We start from the raw sequence: 20532 nt of genomic DNA, 5'->3' as shown, positions 1-20532 counted from the left end.
GAGCTGTGGCCCAATCGCCCCGGTTACAGGCTCAATAAACTTTTTAAAAATTTAATATAATAGGATGCTTAAAAAACTTTCTGGAACATTCGCTTTTCTTATTACAGGAACAATGGTGCAGGCGCAAGCTGTGAACAGTAAGCAGGTGTTTGCCGATGCAGAAAAACAAACCCGGGTAATGCTCACCAGTTTTGCCGAAGCAAGAGGCAATAAGACCGAGCTCGTAGCGCCCCGCACCCTGGAAAACGGAAATTTGAAACTGGTGCAATCACGCGACTGGACCAGCGGCTTTTTTGCCGGTGATCTATGGTTCTTGTATGCGTTCACCAAAAAGCCGGAATGGAAAGCCAAGGCCTCAGCATTTACGGCCCTGATCGAAAAAGAAAAATTCAATGGCGGTACCCATGATATGGGCTTTAAGATTTACTGCAGCTATGGCACCGGCTACCAACTTACCAAAGATGCCGCATATAAAGAGGTGATCATTCAGTCGGCCAAAACACTATCTACGCGTTTCAATTCAACAGTGGGCTGCATCCGCTCCTGGGATCATCACAAGGAAGTATGGGGATTTCCGGTGATCATCGACAACATGATGAACCTCGAATTATTGTTTGCAGCAACCCGCCTTACCGGCGATTCTTCTTTTTATAAGATTGCGGTTAGTCATGCCAACACCACGATGAAAAATCATTTCCGGCCCGATTATAGCTCTTATCATGTTGTAGACTATGATACAACAACCGGCAAGGTGGTAAAAAAGAATACACACCAGGGCTATGCACATGAATCGGCCTGGTCGCGCGGCCAGTCATGGGGCATTTATGGTTATACGATGTGTTATAGAGAAACGAAAGATCCGGCCTATCTGAAACAGGCTGAAAATATTGCTGCATTTATACTGCACCACCCCAATTTACCGGCGGATAAAATCCCTTATTACGATTTTAATGCCCCCGGTATTCCGAATGAGCCCCGGGATGCATCCGCAGCAGCCGTGCTGGCCTCCGGCCTTTTGGAACTGGCTAAGTACAGCAAGAATAAAAAAGAATACCTGTCGGTCGCCAATACTATTTTGCAAAACCTTACCAACCATTACCGCTCGCCAATAGGGGAGAACAAAGGTTTTATCCTCTTGCATAGTACCGGTTCCAAACCGCATAACAGTGAGGTGGATGTGCCGCTGAACTATGCAGACTATTATTACCTGGAAGCTTTGTTGCGGTTGAAGAAAAAGTAGTTGACAATTTATTAAAGTTGATAAAGTTAATAATGGCCAGCAGCAGATTGTGGGTTGCGTATTAAAAAAACTTGAACCCGCTTTCCACCAGCTGATGGATAAAATAGGTGAATAAAATGCCGGAAACTGCGTTACAAGGAAGGAGAATATTCAGTTAGTTGCATCAATAACGTAACAATCAAAGATTTGATATGAAAAGATTTGTTTCTGCCATTGTGTTGTTTTGTGGTTTGTGGCAGGCGGTTACTGCACAAACTTCCGCACAAGGTGTAAGCCGCGATAAGCGGATGGAATGGTGGCGCGAAGCCCGTTTCGGTATGTTCATTCACTGGGGTGTGTATTCAGTGCCGGCCGGTTATTACAATGGCCAGCCTATAAAACGAATTGGGGAATGGATCATGAACCGGGGAAAAATCCCGGTAGAAGATTACAAGGCGTTTGCCGCGGAGTTCAACCCCGTTAAATATGATGCCGATGCCTGGGTGAAATTAGCCAAAGACGCCGGCATGAAATATATCGTGATCACGGCCAAACACCATGACGGATTTGCCTTGTTTAAATCAAACGCCAGTAAATGGAATATGGTAGATGCCACTCCTTATGGTAAAGACCTGCTGAAGCCTTTGGCAGAAGCCTGCCGCAAGTATGGAATGAAGTTGGGTTTTTATTATTCGCATGCCCAGGACTGGACCAATCCCGGTGGTGCTGCCGCCAGGAAAGTGGCCAGTGAAGGCTGGGCCAATCCTGATTCTGCCGCCATCGATGCATATACAGCTGCAAACAATGGTCACTGGGATCCTGCGCAAACTACCAAAACCATGGCGCAGTACATTGATGAAGTAGCCGTGCCACAAGTAAAAGAATTGCTTACCAATTATGGCGATGTAGCCATATTGTGGTGGGATACGCCAACCAATATGACCGATGAATTTGCCGAAAAGCTGAATGCCTTATTGGCCCTGCAACCAAATATTATTACCAACGACCGGTTAAAGCGGCCCAACTTTCCCGGCGATTATAAAACGCCCGAGCAAAGGATTCCGAAAGAAGGTGACCTGGATGGCAAGGATTGGGAAACCTGCATGACCATGAACAATACCTGGGGTTACAAAAGAGACGATCATGAATGGAAGAGTGCTGAGGTTATGATCAGGAACCTGATAGATATTGCTTCCAAAGGCGGTAATTATTTATTGAATATTGGCCCCAAAGCCGATGGTACTATTCCCGATGAAAGTATTGCGCGATTACAACAGGTAGGCGCCTGGATGAAAGTGAACGGGGAAGCGATCTATGGCACTAAGGCCAGTCCGCTGGCGCCTTTGTCGTGGGGTCGCTGCACCAAGAAAGAACAAAATGGCAATACTATATTATATCTGAGTGTGTTTAACTGGCCGGCAGATAAAAAGCTGGTGATCCCTGGGGTAAGCCAGGCTGTTACCTCAGCTTCCTTACTGGCTACGGGCAAAAAACTGGCAACAGCGTCTTCCGGCAGCGGCCTTGCCATCACCCTGCCAGAGCAGGCGCCCGATAAGATGGCTTCTGTAATAAAACTGCAGCTGAAAGGAATACTGCCAGATAAGAAGTTTACCGGTACCGGCACCAGTGGTCTTTAATGTGCTAATTGACCGCTAAGCTTCGCTATCGGGCGTAAACCGATTCTCAGGCTTAAGTGATTGGGAAAGGTCAGCCGAAAATGTGCCATTCGCCAACAGGTGGATGGCACATTTGCTTATATTTATGGGACCTAATATTATCAAATGAAAAAAGCCCTGGTTTTTGCTGTTCTTTTGACTTTTGCTGCTGCACCCGCTGTTTATGCGCAGGCTGCCGATACGGCGATCACTAAATCAAAAGCGGCCAAATGGTTTAAGAAAAAGGAATGGTTGAATGGCGTTCGGCTCATACCGCATAAATCGATCGATAAGGAAGTGTTTGCCCGCCAATACCGCATCAATAAAACCTACTGGGATAAAGCCTTTGCTTTTTTGAAAGAGCAGAACCTGCAAACCATTGCCAAAGGAAAATATGCGATCGATCGGGATAATGTCTTTGCATCAGTGACGGAAGAACCGGGTAAGGATTTTGATAAAACGGGTTGGGAATCACATCAGAAATATATCGATGTACAGTGTATTATTGTTGGCGAAGAGAAAATGGGCAAGTGGCCGGTAGCGCAAGTTACTTCCATTACCAGGCCCTATGATGAAAAGAAGGATGTGGCCAATTATACCGCGCCAGGAAAATTCTATACATTACCTGCAGGCAGTTTTATCATCTTTTTCCCCGGTGAAGCGCATAGGCCGAACATTACGCCGGGAGGGAATAAGGTGGTGAAGAAGATCGTTATTAAGGTAAGAGCTGCCAGTTAATAAGTTATTGAGTTTAAATACTAAACCAAAGAACTTAATAACTTAATAACTAAAAAGGGTGGATCACTATAATGGAGTGATTCACCCTTTTTAATTTGCCTATTGCCAATTGTCTATTGTCTATTTCTTCATGGCTTTCCGCGCTTTCAGTTGTGCCAAAAATAATGAGCCGGGTTGCAGTCCCTGTTTATTCTGGCCTTCCCATTCACCATCTGGTCTTCCGGTTAAACGGCCGGCATATTTTCCACCTTTCAAGCCGATGCAATAATTTTTTCCATTGGCCCAGGGGCTTTGCACAGCCGCCCTTTTGGCGGTGCAATTCCAAAGAATTTGCGTAACGCCCGCCCAGCCATGGCCACTGCCCCAGTTGCCCCGGTCCTGCACATTTATTTCACCATCAGTGACAATATTATCGTAAAGGGTGCCCGAAGCCCAGCGATGATGCGGTCCTATATCGGCATGGGTATTTTTAGCCGTGCAATTATAAAATACATTGGGGCCACAAACGCGGGCGCCGGTCACATAATCGTGGCGTCCTTCAGTACTGTAACAGTTCATGATCAGGTTTTGCTGTCCGTCATTATTGAATGAGTAACGGCGGCCACCTGTGATCTTTGATTTGGCATCGAGACAACGGCTGTTGGTGACTGTAATATTTTTGGCCAGTGCTTCGAGGTGAACACAGCCAAAGCCAAAATAGCGGGAGGTTACATTGCGCACCCAGCCATTTTCGATCTTATTGATCTGAATGGCTGTCCAGCCATGATCCTCAGCGGTATCACTGGCGTAGGTTGATTCGCAACGCAAATGTTCAATACCCACGTTCGAAATACGCCATTCAAAATCGTATTTAAAGATGGAGCCCCCGCCGTATTTTTTTTCAAGCGCCATCATTACCGGGTTCTCTATAAAAATGGTGTTGTCCTTTATTTTGGTGATCACCCGCTCATAGTATAATTCATACTCGCCGGGCTGCCATTGTTTGGTACCGCTTCTGGCGGCAATGACATCCATTTTCAGGTCTTTTATCCAGGCATCGGTGCCAGGACGCAGCAGCACTATTTTATCGCCCACTTTGAATTTGGCGGTTGATTCTACATGGAAAGAGGTAGCGCCGGTGGGCACATAAGCATCTGTGATAATGGCCCGCGTTCCCGGAATTTCTTCTAACCAGCCATCGCCCATCACTTCTATTAGTGAACGCTGCGTATTCCCGGTGGCAATAAGCCGGGTGCCATGCTCACCATCGCCTTCACCGCGCAGTACAATACCACTGGTAGTAATATAAATAGTGCCAGGTATTTTATAGGTTCCCTTTTTCAACAGGATGGCGCCCCGGAAACCATTTTTGTCAGGCGTTCTTTTCGCCACTTCATTAATGGCGTTTTGAATGATCGCCTGGCTGCTGGTATCAGCTGGTGAAACGGTCATTACAACCGGTACATTCGGTATCGGCCGGTCCCCCTGGTAATAACCCACCCGGCTGAAATCGGGAATTGTATTCCCTTTTTCATCAGGATGGTATAGTATTGTTCCCTGGGGATTTACGGTAAGAAACTTCGATTTCCACGGCGTGGTGGCTGGTTGAAATCCTACAGTCAATGCAATAAGCGATCCCGCTAGCAAAAACTGGCGTATGGGTTGGGTCATAGCAATCAGGGTACTACTGTTTTTGAATAAATTCTTTCTGATAGTTTAACGGACTTTTGCCAGTAATTAGTTTGAAATACTTATGAAAACTGGTGAAATTATTGAATCCGCTTTCAAAACAGAGCTGTTTAATGCTCATTTTGTTTTCTATCAGCAGTTTACAGGCATACCCTACCCGTACTTCTATGAGGAATTGTGAAAAGGTCTTGCTTGTTTTTGACTTAAAGTACCGGCAGAACGAGTTGGGGCTGATATTCGCCACCGATGCGATCTCATCCAGCTGGATCGGCCGTTTAAAATTCTTTAAAGAAAAGTCGTAAATGGCGTTTATACGGTCATTTTCGTTCTCGGGCAGTTCGTGTTTGAAACCGATGGATGATAAAGGTTGTAATTGGTCACTTTCTGCAATAGCCGTTAAGGCCTGGGTAAGCAACATGATGCGGTGGGGTCCTTCAGTATTCAGGAGCACATCGAGGAATTCTGCCACTACATGGCGGGTTTTACCGGTTATTTGTAAACCACGCTTCGCTTTTTCGAGTATATTTTTAATTTTAATGTTCTCCGGGAGCTGCAGAAATTGTTCTCCCCAGAAATTTTCACAGAAGTGACATACCCGGATATCTACGGTTGCCGCTTCATGTTCATCGAAAAACGCATCGTGAAAACGCCAGTAATGAGGCAGGCCTGAACCTACCAGCACTACGTCCCCGTGTTTAAAATGTCTGATACTGTCTCCCACAAACTGGGTTCCTTCTCCCTTTTTAAAGTGGATCAACTCCACCTCCTGGTGATAATGCCAGCGGTTATTGATGTAAGGAACCAGGTCCTGCCGAACGCTGAACGAATGGCGGATCTCTTTTGATACTTTTAAAAGCTGCGGCCTCATGTATTAAGCTACTTTTACTTCAAATGGCAATAAAAACTACAATCAGAGGTAATTTAGCTTAACTTTCAGGCCTATCGTAAAAAAGTTACGCTAACGTTTCCGTAACATATGTACATTCTACACTTACTGGTGGTGGTTTGGTTCCCGGGGCCGGTCAATGTTTATTCACAAATGCCGCTATCGTATTAACCAGTTCATCGCTGATGGGCAGCGTGGGCGTTATATAAGTTGCCAGGTTCTCCCTTCGGTCGCCCTCTACGATCCTGAAAATATGATTCATGTTCTTAATGAGTGCCAGCTGCGCTTTTGTATTAGATCTTGCCAGCAGGTTGGCATCTTCAACCGTCACCTGCAGGTCATTGGTGCCCTGGAGAATTAAAACCGGAACGGTAAGTTTTTTGATCTCGGTCTGCGGGTCATAATGAAACCAGGAGATCATATAAGGTTGTACGCTGGGCCTGAAAAAAGCAAACAGGATCTTGGGTATACTGTCAACTGTTTTTCCCATGGCTAAACTGTCAATAATCGGGAAAGACGGATCTTTTACCGCCGGTGGTTGATTGGCTAATTGTTCTTTCAGGATCTTATCGGCCGATCTGCCGGCACCGGAAATGGAAATGAAGCCATCCGCCATATTTAACGCAGCGATCATCCCGATCAGTGATCCTTCACTGTGACCGGCTACAAACACTTTTTTAAAGCGGGCATCTTTTTTTAATAAAGCGATCCAGCCACGTGCATCATTGATATAATCTTCGAACCGCAGGTCTGCTTCGCTTTTCGCGGCGCTTTTGCTGTCGCCGATGCCTCTTTTATCGAATCGCAGGGAGGCGATGTTGTTCAGGGCCAGTGCATGCGCCAGTTTTTGCAGGCTTTCATTCTTCATCATGGGATTATTGCCATTGCGATCGGTAGGCCCGGAACCCGCAATGATCAATGCCACAGGCATACCCGATGGCCGGCTAACCGGAAGGGTAAGGGTGCCGCTAATATCTCCATTGGCCGTATGCAGTACTACGGTTGATTCAGTAAAACTGGTATCATTGTCCGCTGCCATTAAGGAAACATTCAGTAGCAGGAGAACGATCATCGGGAGCCATGCTTTCTTCATAATCCAGTTTGAGCGTGTGTGCGTAAAGTTCGGTTATTTCTTACTGAAGTCCCTCAGCATTTGTTTTTCCTTCTGGCTCAGGCTGTTTATTCCCCGCTTGCTTATTTTGTCGAGTATTTTATCAATTTCCTGCTGCTGTGAGCTTCTGCTCTCGTTGTATTTATGATCGATGGAGTAATGATCGGTATGCCTTTTGAAAAACAGGTTATCTATCAGCAACAGGTGGGGCCGGGTAATAATGATATAAATGAATACCAGGGTAGGCACGGCAATGATCAAAATGGTTGGCCAATTATCGATCAGCGCCTCGGGGCGAAGGGCAATAGCCACCAGCATACCGATGATGGCGCCGCCAAGATGCGCTTCGTGACCGATATTATCTCTTTTTGAACGAACGCCCCAGATAGTAAGACCAATATACAGCAGGCCGAACAACCAACCCGGCAGGAACATGATGCTGATATTGGGCTCCAGCGCAATGGTGGCGAAGATGGCGCCGTTCACCGCACCTGATGCGCCAACCGATGTATAATCGCCCTGGTTCTTATACACAAGCAATGAAAGCAGGTTGCCGCCAATAAGGCTTGCAAAATATACCAGTAAAAATCCCCAGGGTTTAAGTATGAAGATCAGTGAGCCCGCAAAAAAAAAGAGGCCGAGCATGTTGAAGATAAGGTGCATCCAGTTTACATGCAAAAAGCCCGATGTGACCAGGCGTTTATAATCTTTGTACAGGCGAACCTTATCGACCCCAAATTCGTATTTCCCAAAGAAGAAATGATCTTTGAATCCCCGGTAAGAAACGAATCCTGTAACTAATATGAGTATGATACTAAGCGGTGACATGTAAATAAGTTCCTTATAATAAACATACTAACGATAATAGAAAGTTGCAAATATTTGTTAAATACGGACCCTTCGCTGTACAAATGGCTGCCTACAAGCGCTCACTGTTTATAGCCGTTGATGCCCGCTCCATCAATTGCGAGGGCAGGATCATTCTTTTCTCATAAGGCATCAACATTTTTTTCTCTATGATCTTGAATAAAATATTGGCTGCTTCGCGCCCGATATCATAAGCCGGTTGAATAATCGTTGAAAGCGCCGGATCAAAAAGGGCGGCTGCCTGTAGGTTCGAAAAACTGATCACTTTCACTTCACGCGGAATATGTAAATTCAGTTCTTTACATACTTCATAGGTATTAACGGCAAATTTCTCAATTGCAGCAAATACACCATCGGGCCGCGGCTGACGCCGGAAGAGCTCGTTCAGGATTTCGCGGTTAGTATAATCTTTGGTAGCTAGTTCTACGATCTGCGGCGGCGCCGCTACCTTGTATTTTTCCAGCGCAGAAAGATAGCCGGCTTTGCGGCGATTCGAAATGGATAAGTTGCCCGCCATTCCCAAAAAGGCGATCTGTTTGCAACCTCTTTTTAATAAATGCTCCGTTGCTTTGAACGCCATTTCGGCATCGTTGGTCATAATGTTGGGCACATCGAGCTCTTCGCAGGTACGGTCGAACAGTACCAGCGGAATACCGGCCTGCCGCCAGGCATCAATATGATCGGTGTTGGTGGTGCTATTCGATACGGAGATCATTATACCATCTACCCGGCCATTCCGCAGCAATTGCAGAATATCCCTTTCCTTATTGTAATCTTCATGGGTGAGATAAATAAGTACATGGTAACCTTTGCTGGGGGTTACCGATTCAATACCATTGATGACCTGGGAGAAAAAATTGTTTTCAATTTCCGGAATAATAACAGCGATGGTCTTGCTTTTATTCTGGCGTAAGCTGCTGGCATGCGGATTTGGTTGAAATCCCAGCTTCAGCGCCAACTCGCGCACCCGTTCTTTGGTTTGCGGACTGATTTCATGACTGTCCCGCAAAGCGCGGCTAACCGTTGATACGGCCAGATTCAATTCTTTCGCCAGTTTCTTTAAATTCACTTGATCCATATAGGAGCGTCCCCCGCAAAGATTAAGAATTACGGGCTATTTTTGCAAGATTTTTCGAAATCGTTTGCAAAGAATTTGAAACAGGAATTTGTGTATTCTATCCATACAAATTGTATCCTTGCGAAAAAGTGTTATAAACAATTACTTTATGTACCAATTTGAACAAACAATGCGCTGGTTCGGCCCTTCCGACCCGGTAAGCCTGGCCGATATCAGGCAGGCTGGTTGTACAGGTGTTGTGTCGGCGCTACACCATGTGCCTAATGGAACCGTATGGACAAAAGAAGAGATCCTGAAACGAAAGCAGGTTATTGAAGAAGCAGGTTTAACCTGGTCAGTGGTGGAAAGTGTTCCTGTGCATGAAGATATCAAAACGCAAAAAGGGTCATACAAGCAATATATTGCCAATTACTGCGAAAGCATCCGCAACCTGGCGGCCTGCGGTATTTATGTGGTGACTTATAACTTTATGCCCGTGCTCGACTGGACCCGTACCGACCTGGCATACACGGTTGAAGATGGCAGCAAAGCACTCCGGTTCGAAAAAGCGGCCATGGTAGCTTTTGACGTTTACATGTTAAAAAGACCCGGAGCAGAAAAAAATTACACAGCTGCCGAGCTGGCCAAAGCCCGGGAACGCCTGGCGGCCATGTCAGAGGATGAAAAGAAATTGTTACAGCGGAATATTATTGCCGGTCTGCCGGGCAGCGAAGAAAGTTTCACCCTGCAGCAATTCCAGGCAGCCCTGGATACCTATGCCGGGATTGATGCGAAAAAATTGCAGCAGCACCTGATCGAATTCCTGCAGGCAGTAGCGCCGGTGGCCGATGAGGTAGGGGTTAAACTGGTGGTTCACCCCGACGATCCGCCATATGCCATCTTTGGATTGCCACGGGTAGTAAGCACTGCGCAGCATGTTCAGCAGTTGTTCGACGCGGTGCCCAATGCCAGCAATGGGCTTTGCTTCTGCACCGGTTCTTTTGGTGTTCGGGCCGATAACGACCTGCCCGCCATGGTGTTGCAATTTGGCAACCGTATCAACTTCATACACCTGCGCAGCACCCAGCGCGATGCCGATGGCAATTTTTATGAAGCCAACCATTTGGAAGGTGATGTGGATATGTACAGTGTGGTGAAGAACCTGGTAACCGTAATGCAGCAAAGGAAGGTGAATTTGGCAATGCGCCCCGACCATGGTCACCAGATGCTCGACGACCTGCATAAAAAGACCAATCCCGGTTATTCGGCGATCGGGCGTTTACGTGGGCTGGCCGAATTGCGTGGCCTAGAAATGGGCATCAACAGATCGATGAAGTAACATAGAAATAAAGGTTTACTAACAGCGAACAACCTTTTCTGAAGCCAGCTGCTTTGGAAAAGGTTGTTTCAGTTTGTATTATTATTAAGTAATTATGTAAAGGGGCTGTATATAATACGATAAGTTAGTTCGTGTGAAAACTACAATGTAGCTTATACGATGTGTGTACCAGGCAATTACGCTGGTTTTAAGACAAGTGGGTATTTTGTTTATTACCACATTAGGGTATATAAAAATCAACGGCTGATATTGCATAATACCAAAAAACTACCTACTTTTGGGCGACTTCATTAACCTCTGATCGTCCAACATCCTCTAGAATTACCGGTCGTTACCCGATTTTCCTTTCGAATCACCCCAAAGGCCCCGATTTCCTTCGAAAGCCTCTGAACCAATCCTTTCGAATAGCCTCTGGTTTACTATTTACTTGTGTACCGTTTTTGCTTTATTGGACCTCAATAGCCTATTACGATCTGATATTCCTCGTGACGAACGAAGAAAAGATAGTGATCTGGATATTGTATAACTGATTTGTTGCTTTGTAATTTTTTGATTCTCAGTAAAGATGTGACTGAGGGAAGCGGGAGCTTTGCGCTGGAAGTGGAAATAAAATAGTAGCTAGGAGTATGAATACAGATTTACGTTGGTACGCCTTATATACCCGGCCGCGCTGGGAGAAGAAAGTGGCTGAGTTGCTGGAGATAAAAGAAATTGAGAACTATTGTCCTTTGCAGAAGAGTGAGCGGAACTGGAGCGACCGGAAAAAGATCATTCTGGAACCCCTGTTTAAATCCTATGTAATGGTAAGATTGGCGCCCAAGGCCCATATCCCGGTTTTGCAAACCGATGGCGTGCTGGGTTTTGTAACCTTTCAGGGTAAGCCGGCCATTATCAGGGACGAAGAAATTGAGGCCGTAAAGCAGTTCCTGAAAGATTATGAAAATATACAGGTAGAGCGGATCGATGTTAATATAAATGATGAGGTGACGATAATCAATGGCCCTTTAATGCAACAAAAGGGTCAGGTGATGGAAGTGAACAACAGATTAGTTAAAGTGATGTTACCTTCGTTGGGATTTGCGCTGGTGGCTATAGATAAAAGCAACCTGACAAAGGGGTCGTAACAATAATACTTATAACAACAAACTGAATTTTTGAATGGAAGAGTCTAAGAAGTTTCATTTGACGGTAATCGGGTTAGGTTATGTAGGATTACCCTTAGCAGTTGAATTTGCTAAAAAGTATGCAGTGGTAGGGTTCGACATCAACAAAGATCGGATTGCCGAGCTGCGGTCGGGGAATGATCATACGCTGGAGATCAGCAGTGAGCACCTTACCTCCGTATTGAAGAAGAAAGCGGATAGCCTCACGGGTTTATGGGTAAGCGATGAGCTTGAAGACATCAAAACAAGTAATGTATTTATTGTTACGGTGCCTACTCCGGTCGACAAGTATAACCGCCCGGACCTGACTCCCCTGGTAAAAGCGAGTGAAACCGTGGGTAAAGTATTGAAGAAAGGTGACATCGTAGTATACGAGTCAACAGTTTATCCGGGAGTTACCGAAGAAGAGTGTGTACCCATTCTGGAAAAAGTATCGGGCCTGAAATTCAATGTTGACTTCTTTGCCGGTTATTCGCCCGAGCGCATCAATCCGGGCGATAAAGAACACACGGTTACGAAGATCAAAAAAGTAACCTCCGGTTCTACTCCTGAAGTTGGTGAGATCGTAAATAATTTATACCGTAGCATCATTGTAGCAGGCACCCACCTGGCGCCTTCCATCAAAGTGGCCGAAGCTGCCAAAGTAATTGAGAATGCACAACGGGATATCAATATCGCCTTTATTAATGAACTGGCTAAGATCTTCAACCTCCTCAATATCGATACGCAGGAAGTTTTAGCCGCTGCTTCTACCAAATGGAACTTTTTACCATTCCGTCCGGGTTTGGTAGGCGGCCACTGTATCGGCGTTGACCCTTACTATCTGGCGCAAAAAGCGATGGAAGTAGGCTACCATCCCGAGATCATTCTGGCCGGACGCCGCCTGAACGACGGCATGGGCGCATATGTAGCCGGTGAAGTGGTAAAACTGATGGTGAAAAAAAGCATTCCTGTTGCTGGCAGCAAAGCCCTGGTATTGGGCATCACCTTTAAGGAAAACTGTCCCGACGTTCGCAACACCAAGGTGATCGATATCATCAGGCACTTGCAAACTTACAATGTACAGGTTGATATCTACGATCCATGGGCCAACCCTGAAGAAGTTATGCATGAATATGGCGTAAAAACTGTTCAGGAACTGCCTGAGAACCAATCTCAGTACAATGCAGTCGTATTGGCCGTATCGCATAAGGAATTCAGTTACGAGACCATCAAGAAGTTATGCAGCGATCATTGCGTACTGTTCGATGTGAAAGCGCACCTGGATAAAGAATTAGTTGATGCACGTTTATAACTCTTAATTATGTATAATCAAAAATACCATACGGAAGATATTAGCCAGGCCAGCTTACTGGTTACAGGGGGCGCCGGTTTTATCGGATCGAACATTGTTGAGTATTTATTAACCCATGGCGCTGGCAAAGTACGGGTGCTGGATAATTTCAGCACCGGCTCCATGGATAACATAGAACAATGGCTTGCGCGTCCTGAATTTAGCCTGATCGAAGGTGATATTCGCGACCTGGATACCTGCCGTCGTGCACTGGAAGGCGTTGACTATGTATTGCACCAGGCAGCACTGGGTTCGGTACCGCGCTCGATCAATGATCCTATCACCAGTAACGAAGTGAATGTAAGCGGCTTCCTGAACATGCTGGTGGCTGCCCGTGATGCCGGTGTAAAAAGAATGGTGTATGCGGCCAGCTCAAGCACATACGGCGATCATCCCGGCCTGCCTAAAGTAGAAGACAAGATCGGTAATCCGCTTTCACCCTATGCTGTCACCAAGTATGTGAACGAGTTGTATGCACAGGTGTTCAGCCGGGTGTACGATTTTCACACCATCGGTTTGCGCTACTTCAATGTGTTTGGCCCGCGCCAAAACCCGCGTGGTCCCTATGCCGCAGTAATTCCCCTGTTCATCCAAAGCGCATTGAATAAGGAAGCGCCTTACATCAACGGCGATGGTGCTACCAGCCGCGATTTCACTTATGTTGAAAATGCCGTACAGGCAAATATCAGGGCCTGCTTTGCAGCCGATGTTAAAAAACATGAAGTAGTGAATATTGCCGTAGGCGAAGCAACCACCCTGAACGAATTGTGGAAATACATTTGTGATATTACAGGGATCAACCTGCAGCCTCTTTACCGCGAAGAACGCAAAGGGGATGTACGCCATAGCCTTGCCAATGTGGGCAAAGCAGAACAGCTGATGGGTTATCAGCCTGCAGTAACCATTCAGAGCGGATTAAAAACAACCGTAGAGTGGTATAAGCAGTCCTCATTTATAAAAGTTACATCGTAAAATAGTTAACGTTATCAGCAACCGGCATTTATAAAATAACCTTTTCAATGAATAGAAACCCCGTACGTCCGGCTACCCTTGTACTCTGTTTTGCAGCGTTTGTTTTGATGTTCACCACTTCTTGCAGCACCGGTAAAAAATTGAATTATTTCAATGATCTGCCTGATGCAGAAGCTTATGAGTTAAGGTCTTTGCCCGTTCTTCAGCGTGTTATTGAACGCGGTGACCGGTTAGACATCTCCTTTATTGTAAAAGACGCGGAAAGCGCTGCTTTATTCAATAAGCACGGCATGGCCTCTGCTACAGCGGGTATTGGTGCCGGTGCAGGCCTTGCCATGGGTGCTAGTGCCGGTATGGGCGGTGGAGGAACTGCGGCCACTCCGGTTTATGAAGTGGATGCGCAGGGCGAAATTGAAATGCCGGTTGTGGGTAAGGTGAAGCTCGCGGGGTTAACTACGCTGCAGGCAAAACAAAAATTAGTAGAGTTGGTTAGCCCGTTCCTGAAAGATCCATTGGTGGAAGTAAGTTTTACGAGCTTTAAGGTAACCGTACTGGGCGAAGTGAGGCTGCCTGGTACCTTCATTCTTTCGGCGCAAAATGCAACGCTGTTCCAGGCCCTGGCTGCGGCCGGTGATCTGCCCCACACGGCCAAGCGGTACGATGTTCGTTTGTTCCGCGACTATAATGGCAAAAGAACAGTTAGAAAATTCGATCTGCGCAAAGCCAGTGTATTGGAGGATCCGAACATTTTTCAAATGCGGCCGAATGATGTGATCTATGTGCAGGCCCGTTCTAATTCTATCTTCAAAGAAGATTTCACGGTATTTGCCTCAATAGTAACGATCGTGCTCTCTGCCCTGACATTAGTTACTATTCGAAATAATAACAACTAAAACTTACCCCCATGGAGCCGAAGTATTATGATGAGCCGGAAGAAAGTAAAGGCTTTGATGCAAAACGACTTTTTTCAAAACTGGCAAAAAGCTACTACTGGCTTATTTTATCTGCCGGCGTATGTTTAGCTGTTGCCTTCGTGTATATTCGATATACGACCCCGCTTTACCAGGCGTCTACCTATATTCAGGTGCAATCGCCCAGTGAAGTAACCAGCAATATTTTGGGCGGATCGGCCTTTAGCCAGGGCCCTGCTGCTGCAGCGCCGCAACCTGATCTCAACAGCGAGATCTTCAAACTGGAATCGGCTGCGCTTATTGAGAAGATCGTAGATTCACTAAATCTCGACATAGAAGTAATGACCGAGGGCCGTGTGCTCGACAAACAGCTGCATCTTGATTCGTTACCGTTCATTATCAGGGTGAGCCGTTGGGACAGGGATGAGAAAACACCTGTTTATAAATTGCTGGTGCGTGAAGATGGCTTCCGGCTGCAGCATGAAAAGGGATCGGTAAATGGCTCCTACTTCAAACCACTGGTGTTTAATCACGACACTATCACCATTGAACCCAGGCCCCTGACCAGTATTCCGAAAGAAATGTACCTGCTCCGTTTCCCGGGTTTGTCAGGAGCGGTATCAAAATATTCATCCAGGATCAATGCCAGCGCACTTCCCAAGGGCGGTATGGCCATGTTGCAGTTATCAGTTCGCGACGAAATACCTGAAAGGGCAAAACAGATCGTTGAAGTGCTGCTGCACAATTATGATAAAGCGAATTTCGAATTCAAGAGCAAAGCCCTCCGTACAGAGATAGAGTTCCTGGAGAACCGCCTGGCTACCGTATCTTCCGAACTGTCGCAACAGGCGAATAAGGTAAAAGACTTCAAATCTACCAACAAGGTAAATGATGTGCCTACTTCGGCTAACCAGATCCTTGGTAACCTGGTTACACTCGACAGCCGTAAAAGCGAGAACCAGTTAAAAGAAAACCTGCTGAACCAGGTGGAAGGAAATATCCGCGAACAAAGCGGCCAGGAACAGATCATTCCAAACGTTGCCGCTTTGATGGATCCGGGCCTGAGCCAGTTTGTTGATACCTACAATAAACTGGTACTGAGAAGAAAAGAGATCCTCGATCGTGGAACGCCACAAGACATTCGCTTACCGGAGATCAATGCAGGTTTGAATAATTTAAAGAACAGCATTTATCAAAGCATTAATAGCCTTCGTCAGCAGTTAAGAACAAGCAATGCCTTTATTGCCTCCCAGGAGCAAAACCAGACCGGCCGCTTCCAGGGCATGGCTGAAAAGGAAAAAGACCTGAACCAGACCAACCGCGTATTGGGCGTAAAAGATGCCCTGTACACTTTCCTGCAGCAAAAGATCGAGGACAAGAAAATGGAATATGCTTCTGCCGGTATTGCCGGTACACGCATTATTGACTGGAATATCAGCAAAAGCGTAAACCCGAAGCCATACGTAATTTATGCCATGGCCTTTTTGCTGGGTATTCTGTTGCCGGTGATGGTCTTGGTGATACAATTCATGCTGAACAAAAAGATTGAGACCCGGGAAGATGTGCAGGGCGTTAGCTCTTTGCCTATTGCCGGTGAGATCATACTCGATAACAGCAAAGCCGACCTGGTAATTGCTGAAGAAACCGTATCGCCGATCGCTGAGCAGTTCAGGACCCTGCGCACCAATATATCTTACATGGGCTATGGTCCCGAGCAGAAAGTGCTGATGGTTACTTCCTGCAAAAGTGGTGAAGGAAAGAGTTTTGTGAGTTTGAACCTGGCAAGTTCGCTGGCTATCAGCAGTAAGAAAGTGGTATTGCTTGAATTCGACCTGCGCAATCCCGGATTGTCTGAGCGTTTAGGCATGAAGAAGTCGAACGGTATTACCAACTACCTGCGCGGCGAAGTGCAGATCGATGATGTGCTGAAAGCGGTTCCTGAAATAGAGAACCTGGTTTTCGTAAGTGCAGGTACGCCATTGCCGTTGAATCCGGGCGAAATCATTCTGCTTCCGCGCATGAAGTCATTGTTCGATTACCTGCGGGCTCATTATGATTATATTATATTGGATACGCCTCCGGTAGAAGCAGTATCAGATGCTTTATCTTTGGGCAAACATGCAGATCTTGCATTCTTCATATTGCGGCATAAGTTTACCCTGCGGCCATCGCTTAAACTTATCAATCAGTTGCATGAAGATCAAAAGCTGCCCCACATTTCGCTGATCATAAACGGTATTAAACCGGGGTATGGATTCCAGCATGTATATGGTTACGGTTACGAATACGGGCAAATGGGAAAAGGGAAAAGGAAGAAAAAGAATGCCGACAGTAATTTGAAAATAGCGTAAATATTAAACGCGGAACGGCAAACGCAACAGTGAATCCGCCGGAGGCGGGGACAAGCGCGAGATCCGCCAGTGGCGAATAAGCGCGAGGCATAAAACGCTAAAGGTTGGGCGCAAAGTCAAGATGTAGAAAAATAGCTAACGCTGTGCATTAACGCGGGTTTCACAAATGAGACAGTAGCGTTAAGCGGTAAGCGTTTAGCGCCAAGCATTAACAATACCTAATCCTGAGGGGCGATACCCGCACGGGTAAAATTCTAGAACCGATGAAATTTTCTTTGAAGATCAATTTCCTGACGCATTTTAAATATTATTATAGCATCATAGGCAACAAGTTGTTGCTGTTCCTGGGCCTGAGCATACTCATCAGTTTTTTAGATGGGATGGGCCTGGCCATGTTCATTCCTTTATTGAAGGCGGTAGGGGATGGCCAATCAGCACAGGCTGCGGCCGATACCCAGGAGTCATTGGGACAATTGCAGCATGTTATTGGTCTTATTAAAAAAATGGGATTTGAGTTAACGGTGACCACCGTGCTGATCTGCCTCGTGACCATGTTCGTATTCAAAGGCATCATGAAATATATCCAGATGAAGTTCTATGCCGGCCTGCGCGAGTTGTTCACTAAAAAAGTGCGCTACCGCCTGGTAAATAACCTGGAAGGATTGTCTTATAGTGCCTTTTTGAAAATTGATTCCGGTAAGATCCAGAATACACTTACAACCGAAGTACAACGGCTATTTTTATCGTTCAGTTTTTATTTTACGGCAGCGCAGGCAGCGGTGATGTTATTGACCTACATGTTCCTGGCATTTTTAGCCAACTATCAATTTGCCGTGCTGGTTTGCTTTGGAGCCGTATTATCAAATCTCCTGTATAATAATATCTATAAAAGCACCAAGCGGGCCTCTAACGAGCTGTCGAAAAAAGGAAGTGATTTCAATAGTTTCCTGATCCAGACCACCCATTACTTCAAATACCTCAAGTCTACGAATACTTTTGGCCGGTATTCCGGAAAATTAAAGAATGTAATTAACCAGGCTGAGGCATTGAACCGCAAGATCGGCCACATGACCGCCATTGCAACGAGCATCAAGGAGCCGATCATTGTAATAATTGTCACGATCGTGATCTTTGTTCAATTGAACTGGATGGGCGCTCATCTGGGCAGTATCATTCTGAGCTTGTTGCTGTTCTATCGTGCGCTCAGCTTCCTGGTAATGACGCAAAATTACTGGCAGAACTTTATCGAGAACAGCGGTGGTATCAATGCCGTTAACTCGCTGACCAAGGAAATGGCAGCCTTACAGGAAGTGCATGGTCCCATTGCATTTAAAACACTGCAGGATAAGATCGAGCTAAAGAACGTTTCACTTTCCTTCGATAGTTTAAAGGTGCTCGATGGCATTAATGTGCAACTGGAGAAAAAGTCAACCATAGCCCTGGTAGGGGAGAGCGGCGCCGGAAAAACAACCCTGGCCAATATGATTGCCGGATTGATAAGACCCGATACCGGCGAAATGTATATCGATGGCATTCCCAGCCACCAGTATAACCTGAATACCTATCGCAATATGATAGGGTATATTTCCCAGGAACCGGTGGTGTTCAACGATACCATTTTCAATAATATCACTTTCTGGGCCGATCCCACACCGGAGAATATCAAAAAGTTCAACGACGTATTGCGGATGGCCTCGCTGCGCAGTTTTGTAGATTCCTTGCCGGAGAAAGAGTTAACCCGTCTGGGCGATCATGGTATTCTCATCTCCGGTGGTCAGCGCCAGCGGATCTCCATCGCCCGTGAGTTATATAAAGATACCGAGGTGTTGATCTTCGATGAAGCTACTTCTGCGCTTGATTCAGAAACCGAAAAAATCATCCAGCAGAATATAGAACAGTTACACGGTAATTATACAGTTATACTGATAGCACACCGTTTATCTACCATAAAAGAAGCAGATACCATTTACCTGCTCGAAAAAGGCAGGGTCACCGCATCCGGTTCTTTCGAAGAAATGGTACACAAATCAACCCGCTTCAAGAAGATGGTTTCCTTACAGGGTTTTTAATTGGGCGTGTAAAATCTAACCCAATAGATGTTCGGGATGGGGGTTCCCTGGCGAATGCTATGTCCTGACCTTACTATTGGCTTTGAAAGCAAGCCGGTTCCTAACGGGTTCCGGAGCTTGCCGGCCAATGGCATGCCACCCTTTTACCAGTTTTACTATTAACCGACTAAAACTTTAAATAATCCCTTGGAACTGGCGCCACCAGGGCGCCTTAAATGTAACGCACCATGAGTAATAAAAAATTTGCTGCATTTGTGGTTACTTATCAGCGGCCTGATATTTTGATGGATACTATTGAAAAAATGCTCAATCAAACAAGGCCGCCGGATAAGTTGCTGGTTGTTGATAACAACGACAATGATGAAACGAAGAACCGGCTGGCCCAGCTTTATCCGAATGTGGCGCATATTAAAATGAGCTATAATTCCGGGTTCGCAGGTGGTGGCAGCAGAGGATTGAAAGAGTTGGCCGCGGAAGGATACGAATGGATCTTATGGGCAGATGATAATGACCCCCCTGAGACCGAAGATACTTTCGAAAAGCTGTTACAACTGGCGTATAAATCTGGCAGTGAATGCGGACAGGTGGGTGTGGTAGGTCATAAATTAAACAAGCGCACCGGCCTGGTGGTAAGAACTACCAACGAGGAACTGGAAAGCGGAGAATTCCTCGAAGTAGATACGATCGGTGGCGGACAGATCAAAATTATCCGCGGAGAAAGCGTATTAAAAGGAATAGTGCCCGACCCCAAATTGTTCTTTGGCTTCGAAGATCTTGATCATGACCTGTCGCAGAAAAGAGCCGGCTACAAGATCCTGGTGCATACCGGACTGTTCAAGCACGTGCGTAAGAAATTCAACCGCGTGAATTACAAGAGAACAAGAAGCGTGAGAAAAAAAGATGAAAGTGTATTGTGGCGGGATTATTACAGCCTCCGCAATTCCCTGTTCGTAATGTCTAAGAACAAGTATTACCTGGCATTCGTTTCCATCCTGTTCTTATCAGTGGCAAGAAGCCTCGTAAGTTATAAATATGGTTTTCGCTATGGATCGCTGGTAACTAAAAATACCTGCAAAGCATTACGCGATTACGGCTTGGGTAGATGGTATAAAAGATAGTATGTTATCTTCTAAGGAGCTTGCCAGCCATTGAAGCGGTGGATTCTCAGAAGCCAAGTAATTAATCCCATAATT

At 46.0% G+C, this 20532-nt stretch carries 16 protein-coding genes; 11 read left to right on the top strand and 5 right to left on the bottom strand.

Annotation, left to right across the window (positions count from 1 at the left end; translation table 11 throughout):
• The first annotated feature begins 64 nt into the window (after positions 1 to 64).
• From JT717_RS05480 to JT717_RS05470, 3 genes are all read left to right on the top strand, one after another.
• The gene (locus JT717_RS05480; protein ID WP_205509199.1) at positions 65 to 1240 is read left to right on the top strand and encodes a glycoside hydrolase family 88 protein; all 1176 of its coding nucleotides are present in this window, start codon (positions 65 to 67) and stop codon (positions 1238 to 1240) included.
• A gap of 191 nt (positions 1241 to 1431) precedes the next feature.
• Complete coding sequence (locus JT717_RS05475) at positions 1432 to 2856, top strand: alpha-L-fucosidase (RefSeq protein ID WP_205509198.1); 1425 nt, start codon at positions 1432 to 1434, stop codon at positions 2854 to 2856.
• 144 nt (positions 2857 to 3000) lie between these two features.
• The gene (locus JT717_RS05470) at positions 3001 to 3612 is read left to right on the top strand and encodes a NanQ anomerase/TabA/YiaL family protein (RefSeq protein ID WP_205509197.1); all 612 of its coding nucleotides are present in this window, start codon (positions 3001 to 3003) and stop codon (positions 3610 to 3612) included.
• A gap of 120 nt (positions 3613 to 3732) precedes the next feature.
• Here the strand turns inward: JT717_RS05470 and JT717_RS05465 are convergent, their stop codons facing one another.
• The 5 genes from JT717_RS05465 to JT717_RS05445 form a co-directional block, all read right to left on the bottom strand.
• Positions 3733 to 5262, bottom strand: coding sequence for a hypothetical protein (locus JT717_RS05465; RefSeq protein WP_205509196.1), 1530 nt, complete (start codon positions 5260 to 5262; stop codon positions 3733 to 3735).
• 13 nt (positions 5263 to 5275) lie between these two features.
• Positions 5276 to 6148, bottom strand: coding sequence for an AraC family transcriptional regulator (locus JT717_RS05460; protein WP_205509195.1), 873 nt, complete (start codon positions 6146 to 6148; stop codon positions 5276 to 5278).
• A 154-nt stretch (positions 6149 to 6302) separates the two neighbouring features.
• Positions 6303 to 7259 (bottom strand): alpha/beta hydrolase, encoded by a 957-nt coding sequence (locus JT717_RS05455; RefSeq protein WP_205509194.1) that lies wholly within the window; start codon positions 7257 to 7259, stop codon positions 6303 to 6305.
• 33 nt (positions 7260 to 7292) lie between these two features.
• On the bottom strand, positions 7293 to 8105 hold the full coding sequence (locus tag JT717_RS05450; RefSeq protein WP_205509193.1) for a rhomboid family protein: 813 nt from the start codon (positions 8103 to 8105) through the stop codon (positions 7293 to 7295).
• Positions 8106 to 8196: 91 nt separating this feature from the next.
• Positions 8197 to 9222, bottom strand: coding sequence for a LacI family DNA-binding transcriptional regulator (locus JT717_RS05445; protein WP_205509192.1), 1026 nt, complete (start codon positions 9220 to 9222; stop codon positions 8197 to 8199).
• Between the two features lie 148 nt (positions 9223 to 9370).
• Here JT717_RS05445 and uxuA point away from each other — a divergent pair, with 148 nt between their 5' ends.
• The 8 genes from uxuA (at position 9371) to JT717_RS05405 (ending at position 20457) form a co-directional block, all read left to right on the top strand.
• Positions 9371 to 10540: a mannonate dehydratase gene (gene uxuA, locus JT717_RS05440; RefSeq protein WP_205509191.1), complete on the top strand. Its 1170-nt coding sequence runs from the start codon at positions 9371 to 9373 to the stop codon at positions 10538 to 10540.
• 626 nt (positions 10541 to 11166) lie between these two features.
• Positions 11167 to 11664, top strand: coding sequence for a transcription termination/antitermination protein NusG (gene nusG, locus JT717_RS05435; RefSeq protein WP_205509190.1), 498 nt, complete (start codon positions 11167 to 11169; stop codon positions 11662 to 11664).
• A 34-nt stretch (positions 11665 to 11698) separates the two neighbouring features.
• Positions 11699 to 12997, top strand: a complete 1299-nt coding sequence (locus JT717_RS05430) for a nucleotide sugar dehydrogenase (RefSeq protein ID WP_205509189.1) — start codon at positions 11699 to 11701, stop codon at positions 12995 to 12997.
• A 9-nt stretch (positions 12998 to 13006) separates the two neighbouring features.
• On the top strand, positions 13007 to 14008 hold the full coding sequence (locus tag JT717_RS05425; protein WP_205509188.1) for an SDR family oxidoreductase: 1002 nt from the start codon (positions 13007 to 13009) through the stop codon (positions 14006 to 14008).
• A gap of 47 nt (positions 14009 to 14055) precedes the next feature.
• Entirely contained in the window at positions 14056 to 14901 is an 846-nt protein-coding gene (locus JT717_RS05420) for a polysaccharide biosynthesis/export family protein (protein ID WP_205509187.1), read from the top strand.
• An 11-nt stretch (positions 14902 to 14912) separates the two neighbouring features.
• The gene (locus JT717_RS05415) at positions 14913 to 17270 is read left to right on the top strand and encodes a GumC family protein (RefSeq protein ID WP_205509186.1); all 2358 of its coding nucleotides are present in this window, start codon (positions 14913 to 14915) and stop codon (positions 17268 to 17270) included.
• A gap of 263 nt (positions 17271 to 17533) precedes the next feature.
• Positions 17534 to 19339 (top strand): ABC transporter ATP-binding protein, encoded by a 1806-nt coding sequence (locus tag JT717_RS05410; RefSeq protein WP_205509185.1) that lies wholly within the window; start codon positions 17534 to 17536, stop codon positions 19337 to 19339.
• A 227-nt stretch (positions 19340 to 19566) separates the two neighbouring features.
• Complete coding sequence (locus tag JT717_RS05405; protein ID WP_205509184.1) at positions 19567 to 20457, top strand: glycosyltransferase; 891 nt, start codon at positions 19567 to 19569, stop codon at positions 20455 to 20457.
• The last annotated feature ends 75 nt before the right edge of the window (positions 20458 to 20532 follow it).

Origin of the sequence: Longitalea arenae (assembly GCF_016924755.1) — a bacterium.
Lineage (GTDB): Bacteria > Bacteroidota > Bacteroidia > Chitinophagales > Chitinophagaceae > Niastella > Niastella arenae.
The sequence above is the reverse complement of the archived record's forward strand: the minus strand, read 5'-3'. Positions and strand labels throughout refer to the sequence as shown.